The following is an 18,547-nucleotide window of genomic DNA, read 5'->3' on the forward strand; positions in this document are numbered from 1 at the left end:
GGACGGCACCGAGGTGCCAGGAAGTACCGGACACCGCAGTGCCCGGCGTCAGACAGTCGTCAACAGATCTTGGCCCTAGCGTTTAAGCCAGGGACTGCGGATCACGCGCCGACTGAATACGGGTGGCCCGGAAGTGGTGATGCCAGCGCGAACATCACTGTTCTGGCTGGCATCACTGTGCTTTTGGGGCATGGTCATGGGTACAGGCATCACCGGTGCGACCCTTGCATCGGGCGGCGCGAGTCCCAGTTGTTTTTGAAGCTCACGCCAGTGGCGCTCCTCAAAGCGGTCCAGTCCGGCACTGCTGGCCGCTGCCCGGGCGTAGACATAGCAATCCAGTGCCTCGTTACGCTCACGCATCTTCTGCCATTCCCGGTGGGCAAAGCCGCCTCTGTCGTGGCGGGTATGCAAACTTTCAGCGCACAGCTGCTGCACAAATTCCGCATCGACTTTGGGCAGATGCACGAAGCCTGCCGGATAGAGCAGGGTGGATCCGTCGGCTGCCAGGTCGGCGCTTTTTCTCAGGTTGTTGTAAAACTCCATCTTGGCCATGCCCGCAGCCACCGAATACAGCTTGATGCCCCGGCGCAGTTTTTTGCCACCCTGGGTCACATCGACCGCCGTGGGCGTACCGATCAAGGCGGCACCGCCCATGGCACCGGCGCGCATGCCTTTGACGGGCATGAGTCGGGGGTCGTGGCAACTGCGGGCAAATGCATAGGCCTCCTGGGTTGCAAAGCCGGTGTCAAGCGCCAGCCGTGCCAAAGGCATCAGCGCACCACTGTCGTGTGTCCAGTGTTCGACCAGCATCAGGGCCAGCTGTTGCCACACCGTATCGCGTGCGGTGTCACCCATCAACACCCTGTGTTCCACCAGCCAGGACTCCTTGCCACGGCCAAAGGCCCAAATCGACACCTCCAGCCGGTCCTTCTGCACGTCGGCTCCTGCCACCAGAAGCAGGCCACCCATGGGGACGGTGCCGATGCGGTAGTCCTCCCGGCGTTCCAGCAAGCGCTGCCAGTCCGGTGCTTCGCCTTCTTCAAGCCAGGTCTCACCCAGTTCGGTGTTCTTAAAGGTCTTGATTGCCGCGGCCGATCCGGATTCTTTGCTGACCGCACTCTCCCAGGCCGCTGCCACATCGCGCCAGCTACGCCAGCCGATCGGGCTGTACAGGGAGGACAGGTGAAACCCGGCGGTCTTTTGACGTCCTTTTGCGTCTTTGACACTCTCTTGCGTGACCATGCTTTGCCATTGGCCCAGCTCGAGCATTCGCGTCTTATGGTGCTCTGCAATCGGCTGTTCACAGGACTCGCACACATAGGCTGCGGTCTCAGGTTTGGCTTTTTCCCAGCGCAGCTGCTCAAAACGCAGCCATTGGCGGTGGTCACAGTGCGGACAGGGAACAAAGTAGCGTCGCTGGTCGGATGCCTCGTATTCACGCTCGATGGCCGACACGCCGGAGATGGTCGGGGTCGATACGATAAAAATCTTGCGCCGCGTGAAGGTGCGCGTTCGGGCTTCGGCAAGCGAAATTGCATCGCCTTCGCCTTCTACGTCCAGAGGGTAGCCGTCTACTTCGTCCAGGAACAAGTAGCGCACCGGCATGGACCGCAGGCCCACCGCGCTGTTGGCACCGGTCATCACCAACACCCCCCCTCTGAACTCTTTGGCCAGGATGGTGTTGCCGGAATCGCGCGATCGGGCCGGTGAAATCAATTCACGCAGAGCTGTGGACTCCTCAATCAAGGGGTCAATGCGCTGCTTTGAGTTGCGCTTGGCCATGTCCACCGTCGGCCAGACCGCCATCATGGGACCGGGCGCATGGTGGATCACATAGCCGATCCAGTTGCTGCCCATTTCCGTCGCACCGAGTTGCGCAGCCTTCATGAACACTACCCGCTCCAGCGGTGAGTTCGGTGACAGGCAGTCCATGATCTCCTTCAAGTACGGCGTGCGATTGGTTCGCCAGCGGCCCGGCTCCGCAGAGGCCTTGCTGGAGAGCATGCGGTGTTGGTCTGACCACTCAGACACCGATAGCAGCGGGTCTGGGGTCATACCCGCTGCCCAGGCGCGCTCGATTTCGCTCGCACCTTCGTAGTGATCGGTTTCAGTATCGGTATCGGGGTTCATTAATCCACACTGACCTGCAAATTGCCCAACTCCTGCAGGTGCTCGCGCACCGCGTTCTCCAGCGCCACGTGCATGGTGTGCGCATCCAGTTCCAATTTGGCGGCCATCTGGGCCGATACCCGTGCTGGCCAGTTCAGCCAGGCATCCCGTTCACTCCTGGCCAGTTTGAACACATGGGCAATCGCTTGCGGCCGATCAATGAGTTCACCCTTGAGTCTGGCCAGGCGTACCTTGTTGGTCTGCGCTTTGACCACCTCATTGACGGTTCGCGCTTGCAGTAGTGAGGTGCCGCCTGAACCCCCTGTGCCACCTGTGCCAGCACCGAGTTTGCTCGCAGCACCTGCGGCATGTCTTTGACCCTCACCACTGTCTGTCTCCTGCGCCTTGACCTTGACGGTGGCCTGTTGAGTACCGGTCCTGGGCGCACTGGTGTTGCGCGCCCACTGCGCGTCGGCCTGATCGGGATCAATCGTGCCGTCGGCCTGAGCCTGGATGCGACCGCTACGGATGGCCTTGTGAACGGCCGTGTCGGTAACCCCGCGATGACGGGCGTAGGCGCGAATCGATAGTCCCATGGGTGGTGCGTTTGTTCTTCATTGCAAGGTCTGCCGGGCCTTGGATGCAGGAATAAATGAATGCAAATTTGTAGATTTGTTTTCAAGCAACTTCCCGAAACTTTGCCCGCAAACTGGGGTGTGGCTTTGAAGCAAAAGGTGATTCAGAAGATCAAAAAATGATGCGAATTGACTTGGCTTCACAAGAAAGGAGCGTCTTCATAGAGGTGTTGCAGCAATCCTGCTCAACGCGAAAAAACCCAACCGAAAGGACGCACATCATGAGTAACACAGCAACCCCATCCACCACGCAAGTGGCCGAGCAACTTCGAGACATCCAAGCAGAGTTGATTGACTTACTTGATCAAGCACAGCGTCTGCTGCGCACCGCCCCAAGCATCACCCGCGAGCGCGCCCAGAGCTACTGGCTGGCACACGCCCGCATGGCCATCACCAAAAACCACAGTTACTTGGGCGGCTCCATGGTTGACATGGACGACACCATTGCCGAGTTGGAAAACGCCAATCATGTTGATGCATCCTGATCAGTGCATCGCACCACCGGTCAAACCGGCCATACCAGGGACCTGTTTGACCTTTCGGTTCACCTATTTCCGCCTTGCACTATGAACAAGAAGACGATCGAAACCCTGGCGCACCAGCTTGGACGAACCGCTTTGATCAGCTTGCTACGCATCTGCCCGGCGATTGGTCAAGCCACAAAAGAACAACAGGATGTGGCCTGTGCAGCGATGCGCGACCATGCGCCCCAGGTCATTGATGAATTGCTGGACCAAATCGACGAGGCACCCTGGGTGGCCCATGCGGCTTTCGCCCTGGCAGCGTTGGCGTTGGCGCAGGCAGGCAAGCGGGCATTTTTTCAAGTCAACGGGGCAGCGTCAGATACAAGCGACTGACCAAACCAAGAATAAAAAAAGTTCGAAATTGACTTGGCTTCACAAGCACACAGCGCGTTACTACAACCATCGCAACCAACCCAACGGAAGAATTGAAATGTCAACCACCATCGACAACATTTTTGCCCTGATCGCCAAAGAACACCTCTTGATCGAGACCCTTGAAACACGCAACTCTGACCGCCTTGACTTCCACGATGTCTCAGTCTGGGGTGTTCGCAGTGCCTTGAAAGCCGCCTTTAAAGCAGGGGTTGAGTTGGGTGCATCCATGCCCAAACCGACAGCGTCGGAGATTGGCAAGGGCTAAACCCATCAGGACAGGCCACGCAGAAATCGCCTGGCTTGTCTTGCAAACAACGCGATTTTAAATAGTCCACCCCACCCTGAAGGAGTCTCAAATGAGCACCATCACATTGACCGCCACCCAGCAAGCGACGCTGGCCCATGCCATCCACCACACCGAAGGCCGCATCGAATGGTTTCCCGAAAGCATCAAAGGCGGCGCACGCCAGAAGGTGCTCACCGGCCTGTTCAACCGCGCCCTGATCACCAGCAACGGTGTTGACCATTTTGTGGCTGCCGAAGGTTACGATGCGCTGGGCTACCCCAGACCCGGCATTTGCAGCATCGCGCCAAACCTGGAACTCGAGGCCGAAGTGGCGCAGGCCGAGGCGACCTGGGCGCATGCTGTGGAAACCAACGCGTCTGTCCCAGCTGATGAAGACGCGTCAGACGACATGTCCATCAAGTTCGAGAGCCAGGCATGCCAGCAACACAGCGCCACGGGCTGCCACGGCCACCAGGGGGGTACTGATGCGCCAGCCACTGAAATCGGCGCCACACAGGGCCATTCCTTGCCAGACATGGCACCCAGTGCAGCACCGGTAGAGCAGACCCCCATCAAAGTCGTGCGCACCCGCGAACACAGTAAGCAGGCCACCATCATTGGGATGCTCCAACGTGCCGAGGGTGCCACCATCGCTCAGATTTGCGAGGCAACCGGCTGGCAAGCTCACACCGTGCGCGGCACCTTTGCCGGTGCCTTCAAAAAGAAGCTGGGCATGACCATCACATCAGTCAAAGCCCAAGGTGGTGAGCGGACCTACCGGGCCGCGGCCTAAAAATTAACTCAAAGTGAAGCAGATTTAACTTGGCTTCTGTCTCGAACAGCGTCTTCATAGAGGTGTCGAGATTGACGACGAACATTGAAAGAAAACTGCAATGAGCACCATGACCATCACCATCGAGCGCACCCCACGCACTGTCCAACTTGGCGACATCGCCCTGCAAGTCGAAGAGTTGAGTCTCACCTTGCCCTTTGCCCGCAAGCCCTGTGGCCTGAGCGAGCTTGGCGGCGGAAATCCAGAAATTGTCCTGGTCACAGAGACTCGCCAGATGAACACTTCGGAATTTGACGAGTTTGCGGCCAACCTGCTGTGCTCACGCACCTGGCTCCAAGGTCGAGGTGGTACTACACGCGAAGGCAGCCTGTGCGTCGAGGTCTGCGCGTCGGGTCGGCCCTACCTTTACGTCAACCCTGAAGGCGGCGACTATGCCAGGTACGTGGCCCGTCTCGGATAAGCCAATTGATCAAAAAAGAAGCCAAATTGACTTGGCTTCTCCATCAAACAGCGCGTTACTAGAGGCATCGCAACCAACCCAACGAAAGAGCTGAAATGACCAACCCCACACAAACACTTGCCACCCAGAACGAGTCCTGGGGCTTTTGGGGCACCATGAACGAGCACGCCAGCGCCGCTTGGCCAATTGCATCGACAGCGATTGCCACAGCCACAGGGTGTGAACCTGAACAGATCCGAGCCTTCCTGGACAGTCGTTATGGTCGCCACTTCGCTGATGAAGTTCAAAATGGACTCTTTGTGGGAGCCCGTCTTGAGGAGGCAATTGACACAGCCACCGCCAAGTGGATGGGTTGGCGCATCAACCTGCAGACCAGCAAAGAGTACGGCATCCCGCGCGGCATGGCCTATCTGAGCGGGTTTGTGGTGCACGCCGCCATCGACGATGAACTCGCCGCCTAAAGCACGCGCAAGATGACCGACGGAAAGTCGATCAAATTCTCTTAAATGCTTTTAAAAAGTGCGTCGGATGTTTATGAAAGCGAATGTGGTCCGGCGAATTCAATGGGCGGCTTTCTTCAGAAAACGCGGGTGCGATGTATCCCCACTCCGCTTTCATCGAAAAGTAAACGACGTAATCAATTTTGACGCCTTTCCACTTGTTCTCTACGTTGACATCTTCGTGGGTAGTTTTCAGGCTCTTGACCTGAATGCGATAAAAGCGGTTGTCATCGGCAACCACCAGATCCGTCTTCATACCATGGTCAATCGCCGGTACGAGAACCTCCCATCCATCGCTTAATAACCAAGCTGCCAACAGGTTCTCGAAAGACAGTTGTTTATGAGCCGTAAGGGTTGTTTGTTTGATTTCCGCATTTCTGACAGGCATAGCATCACCTCGATAGGTTATGCCATATGACAGCCTGTGGTGGCTTCCTGTATACGGACCGAGGCAGCTGTTGCCGACCTCCCAGTTACGTTACCTTACTGCTTACTAGCAGCAACGAATAGTGAAGGCTGCCAACCTCACCAAACAAGTTCTCCTTGCAAGGGTGTAGACACTATTCTCAGACTCAGTAGAGCCGTAACGTTGTTGATTGCCGAACTGTATTTCGACGGGCCACCAATGTCAACATCCTCAAGCGACAGGCTATCGTATCGGAGCAACACTTGGACTTCTTTGGATTGACACTTCACTGTTGGTCCCTTCCAAAGACATGTCTGATTGCGTCAATGTATTGAAGTCGCTTCCGTCGGACTCTCTCTTGGCAAACTTTCCACTCCAGTCCTGCCAGCGCCGAACAATCACGTCGACGTACTTCGGATCAAGTTCCATCAGTCTGGCTAATCTGCCGGACTTTTCTGCGGCGATCAGGGTGGTGCCGGAGCCACCGAACGGGTCCAGCACGACGTCACCGGGTTTGCTGGAGTTGCGGATGGCACGCTCCACGAGTTCGAGCGGTTTCATGGTTGGGTGCAAATCGTTCTTGTGAGGCTTGTTGATCTGCCACACATCACTCTGATCGCGGTCACCACACCAATGGTGCCTGGCACCTTCGGGCCAACCATACAGAATCGGTTCGTACTGGCGCTGGTAGTCTGAACGCCCCATGGTGAACGTGTTCTTGGCCCAGATGATGAACGTTGACCACTTGCCGCCAGCAGCGCGAAACGCCGCCTGCAGCACATCGAGCTCGCTGGATGACATGGCCACATAGATCGCTCCGATGCAATGGGTCATGATGGGCGTCAGTGCATCCAGCAGGAAGTCGTAGAAACCGTCGCCCAGGTTGTCGTTCAAAATGGCGCGGTCTTTGCCACGCATCTTGTCCTTGGCACTGTTGGCGTAGTTGACGTTGTAGGGTGGGTCGGTGACGGTCATGTCCGCCCGTTTGCCCTGAAGCAGTACCTCATAACTGCTGGCATCGGTGGCATCGCCACACAGCACCCGGTGGCCACCAAGCAGCCAAACGTCGCCAGGACGCGAGATCACTGTGGGTTGCGCCTCGGGTACCTCGTCGTCGCCGGTTTGGCCCACATCGCCGTCCTTGCCCTCGAACAGGTGGGCCAGCGCATCGGCATCAAAACCGGTCAGGGATAAATCGAAATCGTCGTCTCGCAGCGCATCCAGCTCCACCCGCAACATCGCGTCATCCCATCCCGCCAACTCGGCAGTACGGTTGTCAGCGATCACCAGTGCCCGGCGTTGGATGGGCGTCAAGTGATCAAGCACGATCACAGGGATGGATTCAAGACCGAGTTTTTGCGCCGCAGCAAGCCTGCAGTGACCGGCCACCAAGATGCCATCACTGCCGACCAGACAGGGGTTCGTAAAGCCAAATTCAACAATCGAAGCGGCGACCTGTGCCACCTGCTCCAGCGAATGTGTGCGCGAGTTGCGGGCATAGGGCAGCAGTCTGGCGGTCGGCCATTGCTCAATGTGAGTGCTCATCCATCGCTCAGACATGGCACAGACCTCTGGTGTAAACCGTCTTGCCTGCGGCCAGACTGGCTGTCAGTAGTTCGGGCACAGTTCCCGGTTGACCGACCGACAAGTGTGCCCAGCGGCCAAACTCATGAATGATTTGCACACAGGGCAGTTTCATCTGCTGGGCGGTTTGACATACCAGCAGTGGGGCCAGGCCAGGTACGAGCACATCAGCGGCGCGACCCAGCACATGGTGGCTGGTCGGGCTGCCACCCACTGCACTGTTGAGTGCTGCGCAGCGATAGCCAGAGGTAATCACCACCGGGCGACCGAGTTTCACCCGCAGGGGTTCGAGCACGGACTGACACAGCCGACGCAGGTTGTCGATCACCTCAGGCGTCGGATCATTGGCGATGCCACGCCGGGCTGCCAGTTCCGAGACAATCAGTTCGTTCAATTCAAAGTGACTGGACAACTGCATGGTGTTCTTGTCGGCGCCGGGTGGCAACGACCTCAAAAGGTTCTGATGTGGCTGCAAGAGTGACCGGCACATCGGGGAAGTTCTGTTGGAAACGGATCAGGGCGACGTCCACGTACTGTGGCGCAATCTCCACCAGTCGGCACTGGCGAGCACTGCGCTGCGCGGCCAGCATGGTTGTGCCGCTACCGCAAAAGGGCTCAAACACGATGTCGCCTGACTGCGTAAAGGCCTCGATGACAAATTCCGGCAGTGCCACCGGAAACACGGCCGGGTGATCGATGTCGTGTCCGATCTTGCCCTTGTGGCGCATGATGCGAATCACCGCATCGGCGACCTTGGTGTCTTGGGTGAGGGTGCCGACATGGTTCCACGCGGTTTTGCTGCCATCCTTGTTACGCATGCCGCCAGCGCTGGTGCCGTCACCACGAAGGTGGGTATCCTTGCCTGCGTAGATGCAGGGCACGTTTTTGTTGGGTCGGCGCACTTCAGAGTCCTTGCGGTTGAAGTGAAATACGAACTCAAACGCTGGTGCGAATCGACCATTCCAGTCGCCCGGCAGGCCCGGACCCTGATCCCAGACGTACCAGCCAAAGCGCCGCCAGCCCTGCTGACGCATCCAGGACAGCCAGCCGTCCCAGTACGGCACGACTTCCTGGTCCCGGTGGATTAGCCCCAGGTTCACCAGCAACTGGCCGTTGGCTGCAAGTGGTACCTGCGCAAAGACGTTGCGCATCAAGGCGTCCCAGTCAACTTTTCTGTCGGTGTAGTCGCGCTGACTGGAGTAGGGTGGCGAGGTGAAACATAGTGTGGCCCGCTCGTTTTGCATCAGGTCTGCGATCACCGCAGGATCACCTGCATCACCACAGATCAGCCGATGCGCTCCGATGAGCCAGATGTCCCCGGTTCGCGATACAGGATTGAGTGGCGCCTCAGGAACATCATCCCCCGCGTCAGTTGCGTCGTCGCCTTCGGTATCTTCAGCCTGATCCTCATTGGGTTCACCATGGGTGTGCTCGACCATCATGGCTTGGATCTCGGCATCTTCAAAGCCTGTCAGTGCCATGTCGTAACCGGACTCACACAGTTCGGTGAGTTCCAGGGCCAGCATCGCGGCGTCCCAGCCAGCATCGAGTGCGACACGGTTATCGGCGATCACATAGGCGCGCTTCTGGGTGGGTGAGAGGTGTGCCAGTTCGATCACCGGAACTTCGGTCAGTCCGAGCAGGCGCGCACCCGCGAGCCTGCCATGTCCGGCGATCACGCCATTGTTGCCGTCAACCAGGATTGGATTCGTCCAGCCGAATTCAGCAATGCTGGCAGCAACTTTGGCAATCTGCTCTGGGCTGTGGGTTCGCGGGTTTCGGGCAAACGGAATCAATCCGTCGACCGTGCGGTACTCGACGTTGAGGGTGTTCAAGGATTTTGGCTTTCAAAAAAGTACGGCCCGCACAACCAGCACAGTTGCAACGGGCCGTCAAGGCTTTGAGCATGCGATAAAAAACCCGCTGAGGCGAAGCGCACACAGCGGGTTTAGAGGTGAGTGATCAGGCTAACTTCAGTCGGGCTTTCAGGCTCTCGGTTTTCAGGGGTGCGATTGGATCCGATCAGGAAGCAGTTTCAACTGCCGCCGGTGCATCCGTCGTTGCTGGTGGCTCGGCATTTACGGCCACTGCAGGTGCTGCATCGTTTGCAGCGGCCTTCTTGGCAACTGCTTTCTTGGCCTTGGGCTTGTCGGCCGCAACGGTCTTTGCTGCTGGCTTCTTGGTCGTTGCCTTCTTTGCTGCAGCCTTTTTAGCTGGTGTTGGTGTGACTGGCGTTGGTGTAACCGGCGCGGGTGCGACCGATGCCACAACTGGTGTCGGCGTTTGAGGACTTGCGGTAGCCTTGCTGAGCTTCTTCGGCTTGGCCGCAGGCGCCTGGATTGCCTTGCTCGCCAATTTGTACCCCGTGCCGTCGGCGTTAATTTCGACTGCGCCGCTTGCCGCCACTCGTTTGATAGTGGCAGCGATCGAGCCCATCGGGATACCTGCAGCTTTGGCCAACTCGGTTTGCGTCAGGATCGTAAATGCGTCGCTGCTCAGTTTGGCTGTCAAGACGCTTAGCAGCTTTGTGGGGTTGGATTCCTTCTTGCTCGCAGCAACATTCGCTTTGCCACTGGCGGGCATCTTCTTCGGTGCTGCCGCCACAGGTTTAGGCACACTGGCTGCCAGAATTTCTTCAGAGACTTTTTGCACATCGGCGACAAGTTCTGTAGCAAGTTGCATCACTGCCATCAACTCCTTCTCGATCGATTCGACCATCTTGGAGAGTCGGCCCACGCCCTTCCAGTGGTTGACAAGAGGGCCATCGAGTAACTCAAAGACTTGGCCATCGGCGCTGTCAGCGAGTGCTTTGCTCAGTCGATCCGCGTATTTTTTGGCCTCTGTGCGCAGTGCTGTCTGCAGGTTCTGCGTTACCACGCCAGTCTTGTGAATTGCCGTCAAGGTTGCTTTTGAAATGGCCATGCTGCTTGTCTTTCTGATAGTTCGTATGCGCCGCAATCACGAAAAAACTTCGCCCTTGCGGCGGGCATGAATTATCGTTCAATGGTCTTGCGATGCATCAAAATCGTGCAAACCTGAGGCCGGTGCAAACTGCCGCAAACCTTGGTTTGCAGTCTGTCGGTAGGCGAGTCTTGCGCTGTTGCCCCCCGCATTGGATTTTGGTCAGGAAGGACCCCTCGGATTCGAAATGCAGTGCCTGATTGCCGACGGCCTTTTCACTCCATAGCCGTAAATGTACCGAAAAACAGGCTGGATGTTCAGCCCCGTTTGAACGCCGAAAAGGACAAACTGGCAAAACTCTGGACAAGGGCTAGACGTATTGACCTCTCTGCCCATTTGACACGGATAAGGTCGCCTGCACTTGTCGGCTCAGCCTTTCTTTTTGCGGCTGTCGTTGAGCCTTTGTGCCACCAATTGCATGGACTTTTGCCAGTTTTGCCACGCAGTGGTGCGGCACATGCCAAAGCGGGTGCAGATGTCTCGCCAGCCATAACGCTTGGCCCGCATCCAGACCAGATGGCGTTGCTCGACCTCAAGCCACTCCACCCAGGTCATGACCTCGAGCATCTGCTCGACGTCCTTCGGTGTTGGTGGGAAGCGGCAGACTTGGCGTTCATCGCGTGCCAGGAGCTCCCACTGGCAGCGCACGATCGTCGGCCAGGCGTTGAAGTAGCCTTGCACCTTGGCCGAAGGCAGTCGCCTGGCTGTGACCGCAGCGTTCTCGAAGCGATTGGCCACGTCTTCCTGTGTCCACGGTGTTTCGCGCTCAGCCATGACGTGTCCTTGGTGTGCCATACAGGCGCTCCCCAATGCGACGCACCAGTTCCCGCTCAAGGTAGTCCAGTCGCTGGTCTTCGGCGCTGACCACCAGGATGTTCTGATCGCGCCAACCGCGCTCTTTCATGGCATCCAGGTCAGTGACTTTGGGCTGCAAGCGACCCATGGGGCATTGGTAGTGGTGGGTGGGAACCTTCATTTCACACCTCTTGCGTGTCAAGTGCCCAGTGCAGGATGGCAAGAGCGTCGGCTTCGTTGTCGTCGGCGACAGTGTGACCAAGGGCGCGCATCGCAGCGATGACCTCAGCCTTGCTAGCGTTGCCTTTACCGGTGGCGCGCTTCTTGATCGTGCCCACTGGCACACCCTGGTAAGGAATGCGGTGGTGCTCGCACCATGAGGTCAGTGTGGCCATCAGGCCACCGTAGACATGGGCGGCATCTACTCCTGCGTGTCGGCGCACTTCCTCAAAATAGACCGAGTGAATCTCGTCAGCCAGTGCCGGAACTTCTGAGAGCCAGCGTTTGAAGCGCAGGTAGCGCATGCCGCCGCCCTCAAAGCGCTGCGACCTGAAACTGACAAAGCCGTGGGTGATCTGGCCGTCACGCGAAATCAAGGCCCAACCGGTGGTGGTGCCAAGGTCCAAGGTAAGGATTGTGTTGTTCATGAGGTGTGTCATTTCTGGGGTGGTCTGACACAGTCGTCACAGCTTGTCGTAACTTCCCATAAGGCGCGCGTCACGCGCACGTGTAGAGACTAACGAGGGACTGTGACGACTGCGTCAGACCGATGGTTTGTCATGGGGTCAGTTGTCTGCGTAGGGGGTGTAGCTGGCACTGGGTGGCGACTTCAGTCCGATGCCTTTGAAGCCACGCACACCAGAGCCGTTGCGCCACTTTTCATAGCCACGGGTGATCAGCAGGTCTGAGAACCTGCGTTGCGCGCCAATGAATTCACCAGCCGCCTCTGCCCAGGACTTCCAGTCGTTGAACAACTCGGCGGTCAGTGATTTTGCACTGTCAACAGCCACGCAACGCTCATCAAGCCAGCGACCCAAGGCATCCTCGGCTTCAAAATACTCGTCGGTGGCATCCGTGACCTGCTGCGGGCGATCAAGGCGACCCAGTCGCTGCCATGCCAGACAGCCCTCCAAGGCCCAGGCCAGGATGCCGTCACGCTCGGCCAGGAGTTTTTGCTGCAGGTGTTTGTCGCGCTTTTCAGGCGGCACGGTGATGGTGAACGGAATCAGGTGCAAGCGCCGCTTCATGGCCTCATCGATATTGCGAATGGCAGGCTTATGGTTGCCCGCGACAAAGAGTTTGAACTGCGGAAAGAACTCAAAGAAGTCCTGGCGCATAAAGCGTGCGGCGATCTTGTCGCCACCAGTGAGGTTCTTGACCTTGGATTCAGCCCAGCGGCGACCCTGTTCCGTCTCAATCGCCGCCACAAAGCGTGCCCCACGCAGACCGGCCATGTCGGTTGGATGTCGGTCGGTGCGGGTTTCCATGAACGTGTCCATTGGCGCGTTGGTGGCATAGTCGCCCAGGATGGCAGCCAGGGTGTTGACAAACACAGACTTGCCATTGGCACCCGTGCCATACAGAAAGAACAGTGCGTGCTCTCGGGTTGAACCGGTCAAGGCGTAACCCACCATGCGTTGCAGGTAAGCCTGCATTTCCAGATCGTCGCCAGTGACCTCCAGGATGAACTGCCGCCAGATCGGACACTCACCTCGAGGTGTGGCCGTGGTGATCTTGGTGATGCGGTCGCATCGGTCATGGACACGCAGTCGCCCACTCCTGAGATCAACAACGCCGCCGGGGGTGTTAAGCAGCCAGGGATCGGCATCCCACTCATCCGTGGTTGCGGCGTGACGGCGGTCAGCGCGTGCCAAACGCTCAACGCCACCGATGGTGCTGGATGCCGCCAGTTTGGCCGCAATTCTGGGATTGTCCGCTTTGAGCGATGCGTGCCGACAGACATGCCGAATCAAGTCGGTTGCAGCCAGTGTGTCTTCGGCACGCCAGCGCAGGCCGTCCCAAACCAGCCACTTGCCCCAAGCGGCAACATAGCGCCAATCGTTGCGATAGCGCCGGGTGAAGGACAGTGCCAACGCATCTTCCGTGCCCCAGACAGCCTCTTCAGTTGCACTGCCGGTGGTATTGGAGTCAGGGCCATCGGCCACCAAATACATCTGCATTCGCGGGCCGTGAGCAATGAAGCCTGCAACATCGAAGCCCTCGGCTTGAGCATCTGCTGCATCCCACCCCTCGGCCGCAGCCTCTGGCGGGTACAGGATATGGCAGGTCTTGGCTCCAGCGGCCAACATCGCCTGCGCGGCACGATCTGCATATTCCCAGCCAGGCTTGTCCTTGTCGGGCCAGATGATCACCACCTTGCCAGCCAGCGGTGACCAATCGGTTTTATCGACCGGCGCGTTGGCTCCGTGCATGGCGGTGGTGGCGCAGATGCCCGCATCAATCAGGGTTTGGGCACACTTTTCACCCTCGACCACCACCACCTGGTCAGGTTTTAGCATGCCCGGCTGGTTGTAGAGTGGCCGTGGATCTGGAGGCGCTGCCTTCTTGCGCTTGACATCCCAGGGGCGAAATTCCTTTTTCTGCCCCGGTGGGTCATAGCGGTACACGATGGCGATCAACTTGCCTTCGCCGTCCTGGTATTCCCACTTGGCTGTGGCTGGACCGAGTTCATCCATGGCGGGCTGTGCCTTGCGTTTGCGCGTTGGCCCCTGAGGGATTTTTCCGAGCAACTGCGCCGAAAAACTCAGTACCTTGGCAAAGTCAGAATGGACGTTGAGTGCCAAATGGCCCGAGATCAGGTCAAAGATGTCTCCACCCTGACCCGTTGCACGATCGGTCCAGAGCCCGGCTTTCTCGCCGGTGACCACGATCTCCAGGCTGTCGCCCGGGCTGCCCAGGATGTCGCCAACCAGAAACCTGCCACGCTTGACCTTGCCAGCGGGGAACATGTCCATCAGCACTGACTCAAGTCGCAACAGCAAACTGGCGCGAATCTCCTCGCGCTGACCCTCGAAGGATGGGACCGATCCCGGCGTGAGGTCGTTAAAGTCCATCATGACGGACACCCTCCGACTCACGGGCATCAGTTTGTGAGGCCCCCGCTGTGCGGCTGTCGGCCGCCCATGCACGCAGATCCCGCAAGCGAAATCGAACCAGGCTGCCCAGCAGATAGTGCGGAATACGGTGTTTGGTCCGCATCTTGGGGTCGCCAAACCAGTACAGGGGCAGCCGCAGCGCGCAGGCAGCCTGCTTGGCGTCGATCATGGGCTCGGCATCAGTTTGAAATTCTTGGTTTTTTGTGTTCATTGGGTTGTTCTCCAGCAGCGGTCTTGCCACGCGCAAAACTTGCATTCAAAGTGGGTGGCATCAAGGTAGGCGCGAGGCAGCAGTTCACCGGCCTCAGTGGCGGCAATCACCTTCACACCCCGGTCGGACATGCGCTGGGCCAGCGCCGCGTCAAACGGGACCAACTCTGCGTAGATGTCCATGGTGTCGGCGTTGACTGCTGTGAAGATGGCCGGGTTCTCAAACAACTCCAGGTAGGCCTGGTAGAGAGCCACTTGCGCGGCATAGACCGGCTTGGAGACCGCGAGCTTGTTCTTCTCAAGATCGCGCCAGGACTTTGCCGAGAGGCATTTATGCTCCCAAAGTGCCGGGTACTTGAAACCTTCAGGTCCGCCGACAAAGACACCATCGATGTGTCCTTGCAAGTGACCCTCAGCCGTTGAGAACCCAAACTGCTCGCCGTTGGGTTTGTGGGTGCGCAGATCGAACCCGGCAGCACGCAGCCAGGTGACCATGCTGTCTTCGTTGACGTGGCCGCGCTCAAAAATGCGCAGGATTCGACCATGCGTTTCCCGTCCTGGGTCCACTGGCGCCTGGGCGTACTCGTATTGCAGGGCGCGCTCGCACGACACCCCCAGACGAGATGCGCCCAGATACTGGCGGGATTTCTCCTTGGAGCGGGTCTTTTGCAGACCCAGATCGATCAAGGTGCTGATCTGGCCACTCACGCTGGATGATGAGTTGTAGTCCATCATTTGGCATCCTCCCAGGGCAGGTCGCTTTCCATGTCGGCCAACGGATTGGCTTGCATGTTTGCCATCGGGTCTGGAACTTCAGGCAGTCCACGCACCGGTGGGTACTTGGATTTCTCGTGATGCTCCACCATGGCCTGCGTGAAGCAGGTCACGATTGATTCGACTACCGCCAAGGCCTCGGATTCAGAATAGTCACCCAGTGGTTTGGTGAACCCAATGGCCCCGGCTGCTTCGCCGAAGGCCTTAAGGCACTGGATCATGGCGGCTCGCTCGAGCTCAGAGAGATTGACCATGGTCACCCCCTTGGAGTCGACCAGATCGTCCTTCAGTCTGACCCAGTTGCCGTACATGGCGTGAAACGCTTTTTGACAGCGTTCGGAACAGAACACCCAGTCCAGCGGGTAGCGCTGAGGCTGGCCGATGTGGTGCCGGGTATCGGTGTGACCGTAACCCCGGGCTTGACGGGAGCAGACCCAGCATTTCATCGCCTGCCTTTCCTTTTGAGGTGGACAAGGCGTTCGCTGACCGGGTGACGCCCCTGCGCAAACCCATCGCAGTCCACTGAGAAGCGGGTATGGGCATGGGCGCAGCGACACTGCTTGATCATCTGGTGCTGGTAGGCGCGGGTGCAATCGGTGCAGAAATCGCTCTCACCCACCCGCGAGCGAACGGCGTACTTGCGCCATTGAAGGTACTGGCGGGTGTTGTCAAAGCAGGCAGGGTGCGGCGACGCTGCGACGCGTGGGGCAGCAAAAGTACTCGTGTTCACGTGGCTGCCCTTCGCTACTGAGCCCAGGCCGGTTTACCCGCAAGAACTGGGCGCTGTGCCACCGACGCTGCTTTGCCAGAGTGTTGTGGAGGAACTGCGGATGAAGAACCCGCTGCCGCTGCAGAACTCCCCGACGCTGGGACTGTTCTGGACGGCACGCCCATGATTTGGGCGTATTGCGGATGGTCAGGCTCCACCGCGATCTTCACCACATTGCGGTCATCGCCGCGTTCATCCTTTTCGATGTCCACGCGCACAACAAACTCCAGACCGTCGAGTTCAACGAATCCCTGGATACGCCGGGACGCAGCCGCTTGGGGACTGTTGTCCTGGGGCAGCACGTTTCGGGCGCTGTTGAGTGCTGCACGCACAAAGGTTCTGCCCATCTGGGTCCAGGTTGGACCCTTGGGGGAGTACAGACCGATGTTCGACCACATCTTGCGTTTGGCGAACTCGCCGCCGGTGATGACAAACTCGGCGGCCAGGTAGACGGCGCCCGTCTTGGATGACAAGGTTGGGTAGCCGTCCGACCAACCCTGGCTGGCGTCGTAGTGGCCACCGGGTTTGAGTGTCATCAGCACGGGTACGAGCTCACCCTTGGGGATCAGGTTAAAGCCTGACTGCTGTGACTCGGCATCGTTGAAATCTGACCAGGCATTGGGGCTGTTGTCGTTCATTTGAATCACTCCTTGGAATCGGTGGGGCTTGGGGCTTGTGGGTGCTGTGTGGGTGCGCCAGTCGCTGCACACTTGGCGATCAGTGCGCCCAGGTCGGGCGGCTCCAGCAGGTCAAGACGACCGCTTCGGTCCTTGGCTGGAAAGCCGTAGGGATTGATGGTCTGGGTGACAAATGCCCGATAGGCGCTGCCGTCATCGGCTTTGATTTCCGCCAAGGTGACCACCTCGTCCACAATGCCTGGCAACTGCAAGGCGGTCGCACTGCCCTCAATCTGTGGCACAAACACCTTGCGGCCGAAATCGTCGGTCTTGCAGTCCAGGATGGCCACAAACACCACGTTTTTGCCGCGCGCGTGTTGCAGATGGGTCAATGCGGTGACCATCTCCTGGCCCAAAAGACCATACGCGCCGCGTGAGTCGGGCTTACCGGTGCGCTCAGAGAATGCTGCTGGCTGACTTTTGGCCCAGTTAAAGCACAGCCGCGAGAGCGCCGTGATGGAGTCGCAGAAGTAGGTTTGGTACTTGTCCAGGCTTGCCGGGTCGCCATAGACCGAGCAGACATGGTCAAAGTGCGCCTGCGAGAACGGTGACTGATCGGGCAGCGCGGGGTTGGGGCCGGCCAGATAGACCACCAGATCCCGAAACTCGGGCCAGGTGCGCGGTCGCAGACAGTCGCCATCCCAATCCGAAACCGACAGGTCACCGGCTTCAAGATCAATGAACAAAGTGGAGTGGGTCGCCAGGGATTTGAGCTGGCTGGTCTTGCCAATGCCGCTGACACCCAGCACGACGATCTTGACACCCCGACGCTGAGCACGTCGCTGGTCCGCACTGATGATGGGAAGTGCCATTTATGCCTCCTCCTGGTCGAGGTTCAGGGTAAATGTCGGCTTGCCAGCTTCCACGCTGCGGGCGTCGGCAAATTGCTGCTGTAGCGCCGGTGGCCAATGGGTGTAGCGGGTTTCGGATACGGCCAACTTCACGTCCATGTAGCTTTTGACCTGCTCGCCCGATGCCACCACGCGTTCGGCAATCTCGGCCAGTTTCTTTTGGTCCCAGCTGACTTTTTTGGGCCATTCGACCTTGATGCACAAAGGACCGTCCGTGATGTGCGTGGTGCCAAAGTCACGGCCGGATTCCATAAGCGCGGCTTTGGCCCTTTCGGCATAGGACTGCTCCAGCGCCGCATCCAGCTTGAGCATTTGTTTTTTGAGAAAGTCGCTGGCCTCAAGCAGGTTCTTTTTGAGCTCGTGCTTTTGCACAGGTGCAAGTCTGGCCATTTGTGCCACTGACATGGCAGCGATGTCGCCTGGGTAAAGTGTCAGATCGGTCATGGTCAACTCCTGCGTCACTGGTAGACACAGCGCGCGGTGGAATGACGCGACACCCGGCGCTCATAGGCCTCGACCTCAGAGAGCAAGTAGGTGACCCGAGCCCCCATCTTGCAAAAGATGGGACCGAGGTTTTCCTGGCGCCAGCGGCGCAGTGTCTTGACCGACAGTCCCCAGCGCTGCGACAGTTCAAGCTCGTTGATGGCGATGCGCGCCACGGCCGGGCGCACGGTCTGTCGGCTGGGCCGATCAGAATGGATAAAAGCGGTTGGGTTTTGCAT

The 18,547-nt window shown here is 58.4% G+C and carries 25 protein-coding genes; 6 read left to right on the forward strand and 19 right to left on the reverse strand.

The features are described 5' to 3' along the window. Positions 1-75: 75 nt before the first annotated feature. The gene (locus KBF66_RS03085; RefSeq protein WP_296652059.1) at positions 76-2,130 is read right to left on the reverse strand and encodes a phage terminase large subunit family protein; all 2,055 of its coding nucleotides are present in this window, start codon (positions 2,128-2,130) and stop codon (positions 76-78) included. After that, on the reverse strand, positions 2,130-2,705 hold the full coding sequence (locus tag KBF66_RS03090; RefSeq protein WP_296652063.1) for an elements of external origin: 576 nt from the start codon (positions 2,703-2,705) through the stop codon (positions 2,130-2,132). The genes KBF66_RS03085 and KBF66_RS03090 overlap by 1 nt, the downstream gene beginning before the upstream one ends. A gap of 260 nt (positions 2,706-2,965) precedes the next feature. On the opposite strand from KBF66_RS03090, the gene KBF66_RS03095 reads away from it, so the two are divergent. From KBF66_RS03095 to KBF66_RS03120, 6 genes are all read left to right on the forward strand, one after another. After that, complete coding sequence (locus KBF66_RS03095; RefSeq protein ID WP_296652066.1) at positions 2,966-3,229, forward strand: hypothetical protein; 264 nt, start codon at positions 2,966-2,968, stop codon at positions 3,227-3,229. Positions 3,230-3,310: 81 nt separating this feature from the next. Then, on the forward strand, positions 3,311-3,601 hold the full coding sequence (locus KBF66_RS03100) for a hypothetical protein (RefSeq protein WP_296652068.1): 291 nt from the start codon (positions 3,311-3,313) through the stop codon (positions 3,599-3,601). A 97-nt stretch (positions 3,602-3,698) separates the two neighbouring features. After that, positions 3,699-3,908 carry a hypothetical protein gene (locus tag KBF66_RS03105; RefSeq protein WP_296652072.1) on the forward strand — a complete coding sequence of 70 codons (210 nt, stop codon included), beginning with the start codon at positions 3,699-3,701 and terminating at the stop codon, positions 3,906-3,908. Between the two features lie 91 nt (positions 3,909-3,999). Continuing rightward, complete coding sequence (locus KBF66_RS03110; protein WP_296652075.1) at positions 4,000-4,722, forward strand: DUF3489 domain-containing protein; 723 nt, start codon at positions 4,000-4,002, stop codon at positions 4,720-4,722. Between the two features lie 100 nt (positions 4,723-4,822). Further along, complete coding sequence (locus tag KBF66_RS03115; protein ID WP_296652078.1) at positions 4,823-5,182, forward strand: hypothetical protein; 360 nt, start codon at positions 4,823-4,825, stop codon at positions 5,180-5,182. Positions 5,183-5,277: 95 nt separating this feature from the next. Further along, positions 5,278-5,643 carry a hypothetical protein gene (locus KBF66_RS03120; protein ID WP_296652081.1) on the forward strand — a complete coding sequence of 122 codons (366 nt, stop codon included), beginning with the start codon at positions 5,278-5,280 and terminating at the stop codon, positions 5,641-5,643. Positions 5,644-5,674: 31 nt separating this feature from the next. Here the strand turns inward: KBF66_RS03120 and KBF66_RS03125 are convergent, their stop codons facing one another. The 17 genes from KBF66_RS03125 to KBF66_RS03205 form a co-directional block, all read right to left on the reverse strand. Beyond that, positions 5,675-6,070, reverse strand: coding sequence for a group I intron-associated PD-(D/E)XK endonuclease (locus tag KBF66_RS03125; RefSeq protein WP_296652085.1), 396 nt, complete (start codon positions 6,068-6,070; stop codon positions 5,675-5,677). A 261-nt stretch (positions 6,071-6,331) separates the two neighbouring features. Continuing rightward, a complete protein-coding gene (locus KBF66_RS03130) occupies positions 6,332-7,648 on the reverse strand; it encodes a site-specific DNA-methyltransferase (protein ID WP_296652088.1) in 1,317 nt (438 codons plus the stop codon). Then, entirely contained in the window at positions 7,641-8,090 is a 450-nt protein-coding gene (locus tag KBF66_RS03135) for a D-Ala-D-Ala carboxypeptidase family metallohydrolase (protein WP_296652094.1), read from the reverse strand. The genes KBF66_RS03130 and KBF66_RS03135 overlap by 8 nt, the downstream gene beginning before the upstream one ends. Further along, a complete protein-coding gene (locus KBF66_RS03140) occupies positions 8,068-9,507 on the reverse strand; it encodes a site-specific DNA-methyltransferase (protein WP_296652097.1) in 1,440 nt (479 codons plus the stop codon). The genes KBF66_RS03135 and KBF66_RS03140 overlap by 23 nt, the downstream gene beginning before the upstream one ends. 187 nt (positions 9,508-9,694) lie before the next feature. After that, positions 9,695-10,594 (reverse strand): hypothetical protein, encoded by a 900-nt coding sequence (locus KBF66_RS03145; RefSeq protein WP_296652100.1) that lies wholly within the window; start codon positions 10,592-10,594, stop codon positions 9,695-9,697. Between the two features lie 408 nt (positions 10,595-11,002). Beyond that, positions 11,003-11,407 carry a DUF6362 family protein gene (locus tag KBF66_RS03150; RefSeq protein WP_296652103.1) on the reverse strand — a complete coding sequence of 135 codons (405 nt, stop codon included), beginning with the start codon at positions 11,405-11,407 and terminating at the stop codon, positions 11,003-11,005. After that, the gene (locus tag KBF66_RS03155) at positions 11,400-11,609 is read right to left on the reverse strand and encodes a hypothetical protein (protein ID WP_296652106.1); all 210 of its coding nucleotides are present in this window, start codon (positions 11,607-11,609) and stop codon (positions 11,400-11,402) included. The genes KBF66_RS03150 and KBF66_RS03155 overlap by 8 nt, the downstream gene beginning before the upstream one ends. 1 nt (position 11,610) lies before the next feature. After that, positions 11,611-12,075, reverse strand: a complete 465-nt coding sequence (locus tag KBF66_RS03160) for a hypothetical protein (RefSeq protein WP_296652109.1) — start codon at positions 12,073-12,075, stop codon at positions 11,611-11,613. A gap of 138 nt (positions 12,076-12,213) precedes the next feature. Next, on the reverse strand, positions 12,214-14,505 hold the full coding sequence (locus tag KBF66_RS03165) for a phage/plasmid primase, P4 family (RefSeq protein WP_296652112.1): 2,292 nt from the start codon (positions 14,503-14,505) through the stop codon (positions 12,214-12,216). After that, entirely contained in the window at positions 14,492-14,755 is a 264-nt protein-coding gene (locus KBF66_RS03170) for a hypothetical protein (RefSeq protein WP_296652115.1), read from the reverse strand. The genes KBF66_RS03165 and KBF66_RS03170 overlap by 14 nt, the downstream gene beginning before the upstream one ends. Beyond that, positions 14,752-15,489 carry a hypothetical protein gene (locus KBF66_RS03175; protein WP_296652119.1) on the reverse strand — a complete coding sequence of 246 codons (738 nt, stop codon included), beginning with the start codon at positions 15,487-15,489 and terminating at the stop codon, positions 14,752-14,754. The genes KBF66_RS03170 and KBF66_RS03175 overlap by 4 nt, the downstream gene beginning before the upstream one ends. After that, positions 15,486-15,974, reverse strand: a complete 489-nt coding sequence (locus KBF66_RS03180) for a DUF6511 domain-containing protein (RefSeq protein WP_296652122.1) — start codon at positions 15,972-15,974, stop codon at positions 15,486-15,488. The genes KBF66_RS03175 and KBF66_RS03180 overlap by 4 nt, the downstream gene beginning before the upstream one ends. Further along, positions 15,971-16,258, reverse strand: coding sequence for a hypothetical protein (locus tag KBF66_RS03185; RefSeq protein ID WP_296652125.1), 288 nt, complete (start codon positions 16,256-16,258; stop codon positions 15,971-15,973). The genes KBF66_RS03180 and KBF66_RS03185 overlap by 4 nt, the downstream gene beginning before the upstream one ends. 14 nt (positions 16,259-16,272) lie before the next feature. After that, positions 16,273-16,935, reverse strand: coding sequence for a hypothetical protein (locus tag KBF66_RS03190; RefSeq protein ID WP_296652128.1), 663 nt, complete (start codon positions 16,933-16,935; stop codon positions 16,273-16,275). 5 nt (positions 16,936-16,940) lie between these two features. Continuing rightward, the gene (locus tag KBF66_RS03195; protein ID WP_296652130.1) at positions 16,941-17,786 is read right to left on the reverse strand and encodes an ATP-binding protein; all 846 of its coding nucleotides are present in this window, start codon (positions 17,784-17,786) and stop codon (positions 16,941-16,943) included. Continuing rightward, positions 17,787-18,269, reverse strand: coding sequence for a hypothetical protein (locus KBF66_RS03200; protein WP_296652132.1), 483 nt, complete (start codon positions 18,267-18,269; stop codon positions 17,787-17,789). It lies immediately after the preceding gene. Positions 18,270-18,283: 14 nt separating this feature from the next. Then, positions 18,284-18,547 carry a DNA-binding protein gene (locus KBF66_RS03205; RefSeq protein ID WP_296652135.1) on the reverse strand — a complete coding sequence of 88 codons (264 nt, stop codon included), beginning with the start codon at positions 18,545-18,547 and terminating at the stop codon, positions 18,284-18,286.

Origin of the sequence: Rhodoferax sp. (assembly GCF_018063565.1) — a bacterium.
Classification (GTDB): Bacteria; Pseudomonadota; Gammaproteobacteria; order Burkholderiales; family Burkholderiaceae_C; genus Rhodoferax.